The organism is Stenotrophomonas sp. TWI1409, from assembly GCF_039673015.1.
Taxonomy (GTDB): Bacteria; Pseudomonadota; Gammaproteobacteria; order Xanthomonadales; family Xanthomonadaceae; genus Stenotrophomonas; species Stenotrophomonas maltophilia_A.
Genome location: NZ_JBDJKU010000121.1, coordinates 1 through 6,102, shown reverse-complemented (window position 1 = coordinate 6,102; position 6,102 = coordinate 1). Strand labels below are relative to the sequence as shown.

Sequence of the window (6,102 nt, the reverse complement as noted above, 5' to 3'; positions counted from 1 at the left end):
TGCCAAGCCTACACGGACGTACTTGCGGCGTCCCCGCAATCCGACACCGCCCCGCCAACCCACGGATCACCCCAGAGCCGGCTGTTGCCTTTGACGTTGCTCTGGCTTGAAGGCTTCTGCAGGTGCAGGGCGCAGCCCTGCCGAACCCCCGCCGGGGTAAACTAGCCGGATGGCTTCCCGTCCCGCGCACGACCTGCTCCAACGCGTCTTTGGTTACGACGATTTCCGTGGTCCCCAGCAGGACATCGTGGAGCATGTGGCTGCCGGTCATGATGCCCTGGTGCTGATGCCCACCGGCGGCGGCAAGTCGCTCTGCTACCAGGTGCCGGCCCTGCTGCGTGACGGTTGTGGCATCGTCATCTCGCCGCTGATCGCGCTGATGCAGGATCAGGTCGAAGCCCTGCGCCAGCTCGGCGTGCGTGCCGAGTACCTGAATTCCACCCTGGATGCCGAGACCGCCGGGCGCGTCGAGCGCGAACTGCTCGCCGGCGAGCTGGACATGCTCTATGTCGCTCCCGAGCGGCTGCTGACCGGCCGCTTCCTGTCACTGCTGTCGCGCAGCCAGATCGCCCTGTTCGCCATCGACGAAGCACACTGCGTGTCGCAGTGGGGCCATGATTTCCGCCCCGAGTACCGCCAGCTGACCGTGCTGCACGAGCGTTGGCCACAGATCCCGCGGATCGCGCTCACCGCCACCGCCGATCCGCCGACCCAGCGCGAGATCGCCGAGCGCCTCGATCTGCAGGAAGCACGCCACTTCGTCAGCTCCTTCGATCGCCCCAACATCCGCTACACCGTGGTGCAGAAGGACAACGCCCGCAAGCAGCTGACCGATTTCCTGCGCGGCCACCGCGGCGAGGCCGGCATCGTCTACTGCATGTCGCGGCGCAAGGTCGAAGAGACCGCCGAATTCCTCTGCGGCCAGGGCTTCAACGCCCTGCCCTACCATGCCGGCCTGCCACCGGAAGTACGCGCCAGCAACCAGCGCCGCTTCCTGCGCGAGGACGGTATCGTGATGTGCGCCACCATCGCCTTCGGCATGGGCATCGACAAGCCGGACGTGCGTTTCGTCGCGCATACCGATCTGCCCAAGTCGATGGAAGGCTACTACCAGGAAACCGGCCGCGCCGGCCGTGATGGCGAGGCCGCCGAGGCCTGGCTGTGCTACGGCCTGGGTGACGTGGTGCTGCTCAAGCAGATGATCGAGCAGTCCGAAGCCGGCGAAGAGCGCAAGCAGCTGGAGCGGTCCAAGCTGGACCACCTGCTGGGCTACTGCGAATCCATGCAGTGCCGCCGCCAGGTGCTGCTGGCCGGTTTCGGCGAGACCTATCCCCAGCCCTGCGGCAACTGCGACAACTGCCTGACCCCGCCCGCCTCCTGGGACGCGACCATCCCGGCGCAGAAGGCGCTGAGCTGTGTCTATCGCAGCGGCCAGCGTTTCGGCGTCGGCCACCTGATCGATGTCCTGCGCGGCAGCGAGAACGAAAAGGTGAAGCAGCAGGGCCACGACAAGCTCAGCACCTACGCGATCGGCCGCGACCTCGACGCGCGCACCTGGCGCAGCGTGTTCCGCCAGCTGGTCGCCGCCAGCCTGCTGGAAGTGGACAGCGAGGGCCACGGTGGCCTGCGCCTGACCGATGCAAGCCGCGACGTGCTGACCGGCCGCCGCCAGATCAGCATGCGCCGCGACCCGGCCAGCAGCACCAGCGGGCGCGAGCGCAGCGCGCAGCGCACCGGCCTGTCGGTGCTGCCGCAGGATCTGGCGCTGTTCAACGCGCTGCGCGGCCTGCGTGCCGAACTGGCCCGCGAACAGAATGTGCCGGCCTTCGTGATCTTCCACGACAGCACTCTGCGCAACATCGCCGAACAGCGCCCGACCAGCCTGGACGAACTGGCCCGGGTCGGCGGCATCGGCGGCACCAAGCTGAGCCGCTACGGCCCGCGCCTGGTCGAGATCGTGCGCGAAGAAGGATAGCGGCTCTACATTGGTGCTGGTCCAACCTTGAACCGGCCATTCAGCCTGAAGTGCATCCGCGCCCGCTTGCAGCTAGATTAGCGTCATGTCCCTGGCCTCGACCCTGCTCCGTGTCGTGCTCATGCTCAGCCTGTTGCTCAACGGGCTGAACGCGGCCATGGCCAGTGGTCACGAGGAAATGGGCCGGATGGCGCACGCCGTAGCCACTGCTGTTGACGGCGGCACCGCCGACTGCCACCACCACGCCGGCATGCAGGCCGACGAGGCTCCGCAGGCCAAGGCCCCCGCCCATGACGCTCATTGCCAGATCAAGGACTGCGTGCGCAGCTGTGCCCAGCACCCGCTGCTGGTAGTGCTGCCGTTGCCGGTCATGGCCGGCCCGGCATTGTCGCTGGCCCCGCAGCCGATGCCGGCCAATGGCCGCCCGGCGCCGCCGCTGCCGCCGATCTCGCGTCCTCCCATCGGCTGATTCCACACGCATCGTGCGCCCTGCGCACCGCAGCCGGCCGCCTGCCGGCGTCTTTACGTGTCTGGAGTCACCATCATGAATACCCGCATTCCCCCCGGTCCGGGCGCTGTGCCCATGCCGTCGCGCCGCCTGTTCGTGCAGGGCCTGGCCGCCGGCGGCGTGGTTGCCGGCATCGCCGCTGTCGGCGTGCCGCAGCGCGCGCTCGCCGCCGCCACGGCCGCCCCACGGCTGGCCGGCGCCCCCGCCGTGCTCAGCGACACCCGCATCGAACTGGCCATCGGCGAATCGCTCGCCAATTTCACCGGCCGCACCCGCCCGGCGATCACCGTCAACGGCTCGCTGCCGGCACCGATCCTGCGCTGGCGCGAAGGCCAGACCGTCGACCTGTTCGTGCGCAACACGCTGGAACGCCACCCGACCTCGATCCACTGGCACGGCATCCTGCTGCCCGCCAACATGGACGGCGTGCCCGGCCTGAGCTTCAACGGCATCGGCCCCGGCGAGACCTACCACTACCACTTCGAGCTGAAGCAGTCGGGCACCTACTGGTACCACAGCCACTCCATGTTCCAGGAGCAGGCTGGTCTGTACGGCGCGCTGATCATCGACCCGGCCGAACCGGCGCCGTACCACCACGACCGCGAGCACGTGATCATGCTGTCGGACTGGACCGACATGGACCCGGGCGCGCTGTTCCGCCGCATGAAGAAGCTGGCGGCCTACGACAATTACTACATGCGCACGCTGCCGGACTTCCTGCGCGACGCGAAACGCGACGGCTGGTCGGCGGCGCTGTCCGACCGTGGCATGTGGGGCCGGATGCGGATGACGCCCACCGATATCTCCGACATCAACGCGCACACCTATACCTACCTGATGAACGGCACCGCCCCGGCCGGCAACTGGACCGGCCTGTTCCGCAGCGGCGAGAAGGTGCTGCTGCGCTTCATCAATGGCGGGTCGATGACCTACTTCGACGTACGCATTCCTGGCCTGAAGATGACCGTGGTCGCTGCCGACGGCCAGTACATCCACCCGGTGAGCATCGACGAATTCCGCATCGCCCCGGCCGAAACCTACGATGTGATCGTCGAACCGAGCGGCCAGGATGCCTACACGATCTTCTGCCAGGACATGGGCCGCACCGGCTACGCCGCCGGAACACTGGCGGTTCGCCATGGCCTGCAGGCACCGATTCCCGCGCGCGACCCACGTCCGTTGCTGACGATGAGCGACATGGGTCACGACAAGGGCAGTGGTGGCCACGGCGGTCACGACATGGCCGCGATGAAAAGCATGGAAGGTGGCTGCGGCGCCAGCATGGGCCACGGCGCGCACGGCGGCGGCGATGCCGCCAGCAAGGCACCGAAGCACCCTGCCAGCGAACGCAACAACCCGCTGGTGGACATGCAGAGCTCGGCCTCCGAACCGAAGCTGGACGACCCCGGCATCGGCCTGCGCGACAACGGCCGCCAGGTGCTGACCTACGGCGCGATGCGCAGCCTGTTCGAAGACCCGGATGGCCGCGAGCCGAGCCGCGAGATCGAACTGCACCTGACCGGACACATGGAGAAGTTCTCCTGGTCGTTCGATGGCATCCCGTTCGCCAGCGCCGAACCACTGCGGCTGAACTACGGCGAGCGCATGCGCATCGTGCTGGTCAACGACACCATGATGCAGCACCCGATCCATCTGCACGGCGTGTGGAGCGATCTGGAAAACGCACAGGGCGAGTTCCAGCTGCGCAAGCACACCATCGACATGCCGCCGGGCACCCGCCGCAGCTATCGCGTGCGCGCCGATGCACTCGGCCGCTGGGCCTACCACTGCCATCTGCTGTACCACATGGAAGCGGGCATGATGCGCGAAGTGAGGATCGAAGAATGAGCCGCTCACTGCTTTCCCCCAGCCTGCTGGCCCTGGGCCTGGCCGCTGCATTGCCGGTGTTCGCGCAGTCGCACGCTGGTCATGACATGGCCGCGATGGATCCGCCCGCGAAAACCGCGAAGACGCCGGTCGAACCTGTCGATCATTCGAAGATGGATCATTCGAAGATGGATTCGGGCGCGATGGACCACTCAGCCATGGATCACTCGAAGATGGATCATGGCGCGAGGCAGCCGGCGACGATGGACCATTCCACGATGGATCATTCCACGATGGACCACGCCGCGATGGGCCACGGATCGCCTGCACCGACCGAACCGCGCGAACCCATCCCGGTGCCGACCGATGCCGACCGCGCCGCGGCCTTCCCGCCCATCGCCCACGGTGCGATGGAACATGCGCCAGAGATCAACAGCCTGCTGCTGATCGACCGTCTGGAACATTGGGATGGCAAGAGCAGCAATGGTCAGGCCTGGGAAGCGACCGGTTGGATCGGCGGCAACATCAACCGCCTGTGGCTGCGCACCGATGGCGAACGCAGCCGTGGCCGCACCGAGTCGTCGTCGCTGGAAGCGCTTTATGGCCGCAGCGTGTCGCCGTGGTGGGACGTGCTGGTCGGCGTGCGCCAGGACTTCCGCCCGGCCGACTCGCGCACATGGGCGGCCGTCGGCATCCAGGGCCTGGCGCCGTACAAGTTCGAGAGCTCGGCCACGCTGTACATGGGCTCCGGCGGCCAGGTGCTGGCCAAGGCCGAGGTCGAGTACGACGTGCTGCTGACCAACCGCCTGATTCTGCAGCCGCTGCTGGAAGCCACCGTCGCGGCCAAGGACGAAAAGGAGTACGGCATCGGCCGTGGCCTGAACAAGGTCGAAGCCGGGCTGCGACTGCGCTATGAGTTCAGCCGCCGCTTCGCGCCCTACATCGGCATCAGCCACGAACGCACGTTTGGTGACACCGCCGACTACGCCGGTGACCACGCACGCGACACACGCTGGGTGGCCGGCGTGCGCATGTGGTTCTGAGCAGCAGTTCGTGAGCAATGGCCAGCCCCGGCAGCCGCCGGGGCCGGCTACACTGCGCCACGTTCCAATGCAGGCACCGCTATGTCGTTGCAGATCCGCCGCGCCACCCTTGCCGACGTCGACGCGCTGTCGGCCATCGCGATTGCCACCTACAACGAAACCTGGGGCGATTCCTATCCGCCGCAGGAGCTGCACGATTTCCTGCAGGCGCACTACAGCAGCGAGCCGCAGCGCATCGAACTGTCCGATCCACGCAGTGCCATCTGGCTGTTGATGGACGGTGACGCCGTGGTCGGCTATCTGGCCGCCGGTGCCAACACCCTGCCGCACACGGATGCACGCGACGGCGACATCGAACTGAAGCGGTTCTACATCCTGGCCGCACACCAGAACGGCGGCCATGGTGCACGCATGATGGACGCGTTCATGGCCTGGCTGGACCAGCCGCAGCGCCGCACCCTGTGGGTGGGCGTGTGGGAAGAGAATTTCGGCGCACAGCGCTTCTATGCGCGTTACGGCTGCAGCAAGGTTGGCGAGTACGACTTCATCGTCGGCGACACCCACGACCGCGAGTTCATCCTGCGGCGGCCGTGATCACGCGCTCCATGTAGAGTCGAGCCATGCTCGACTGCACCTAACCTGTAGAGTCGAGATCCTATGTTCGTGGTCAAGCCTGCTGGAAGCAGGCTTGACCCACCTTCAGCATGGCCGGATCGAAGTCCCGGCCGCTTTTGAAGACACCCCAGGCG

5 protein-coding genes are annotated in these 6,102 nt (G+C 67.0%); all 5 read left to right on the top strand.

Annotated features, from left to right (window positions below; translation table 11 throughout):
• Window positions 1-169 precede the first annotated feature (169 nt).
• Window positions 170-1,975, top strand: a complete 1,806-nt coding sequence (gene recQ, locus ABE423_RS20370; RefSeq protein WP_049463264.1) for a DNA helicase RecQ — start codon at window positions 170-172, stop codon at window positions 1,973-1,975.
• 85 nt (window positions 1,976-2,060) lie between these two features.
• The gene (locus tag ABE423_RS20365) at window positions 2,061-2,444 is read left to right on the top strand and encodes a CopL family metal-binding regulatory protein (protein ID WP_049400501.1); all 384 of its coding nucleotides are present in this window, start codon (window positions 2,061-2,063) and stop codon (window positions 2,442-2,444) included.
• A gap of 75 nt (window positions 2,445-2,519) precedes the next feature.
• Complete coding sequence (locus ABE423_RS20360) at window positions 2,520-4,331, top strand: copper resistance system multicopper oxidase (RefSeq protein WP_346487319.1); 1,812 nt, start codon at window positions 2,520-2,522, stop codon at window positions 4,329-4,331.
• Window positions 4,328-5,353 (top strand): copper resistance protein B, encoded by a 1,026-nt coding sequence (locus tag ABE423_RS20355; protein ID WP_346487317.1) that lies wholly within the window; start codon window positions 4,328-4,330, stop codon window positions 5,351-5,353. The genes ABE423_RS20360 and ABE423_RS20355 overlap by 4 nt, the downstream gene beginning before the upstream one ends.
• 81 nt (window positions 5,354-5,434) lie before the next feature.
• Window positions 5,435-5,947: a GNAT family N-acetyltransferase gene (locus tag ABE423_RS20350; RefSeq protein ID WP_032128517.1), complete on the top strand. Its 513-nt coding sequence runs from the start codon at window positions 5,435-5,437 to the stop codon at window positions 5,945-5,947.
• The last annotated feature ends 155 nt before the right edge of the window (window positions 5,948-6,102 follow it).

What these genes read in the sequence shown, in the direction of transcription:
- recQ (WP_049463264.1), top strand. Translation starts at nt 170, where the DNA reads ATGGCTTCCCGTCCCGCGCACGACCTGCTCCAACGCGTCTTTGGTTAC.
- ABE423_RS20365 (WP_049400501.1), top strand. Translation starts at nt 2,061, where the DNA reads ATGTCCCTGGCCTCGACCCTGCTCCGTGTCGTGCTCATGCTCAGCCTG.
- ABE423_RS20360 (WP_346487319.1), top strand. Translation starts at nt 2,520, where the DNA reads ATGAATACCCGCATTCCCCCCGGTCCGGGCGCTGTGCCCATGCCGTCG.
- ABE423_RS20350 (WP_032128517.1), top strand. Translation starts at nt 5,435, where the DNA reads ATGTCGTTGCAGATCCGCCGCGCCACCCTTGCCGACGTCGACGCGCTG.
- ABE423_RS20355 (WP_346487317.1), top strand. Translation starts at nt 4,328, where the DNA reads ATGAGCCGCTCACTGCTTTCCCCCAGCCTGCTGGCCCTGGGCCTGGCC.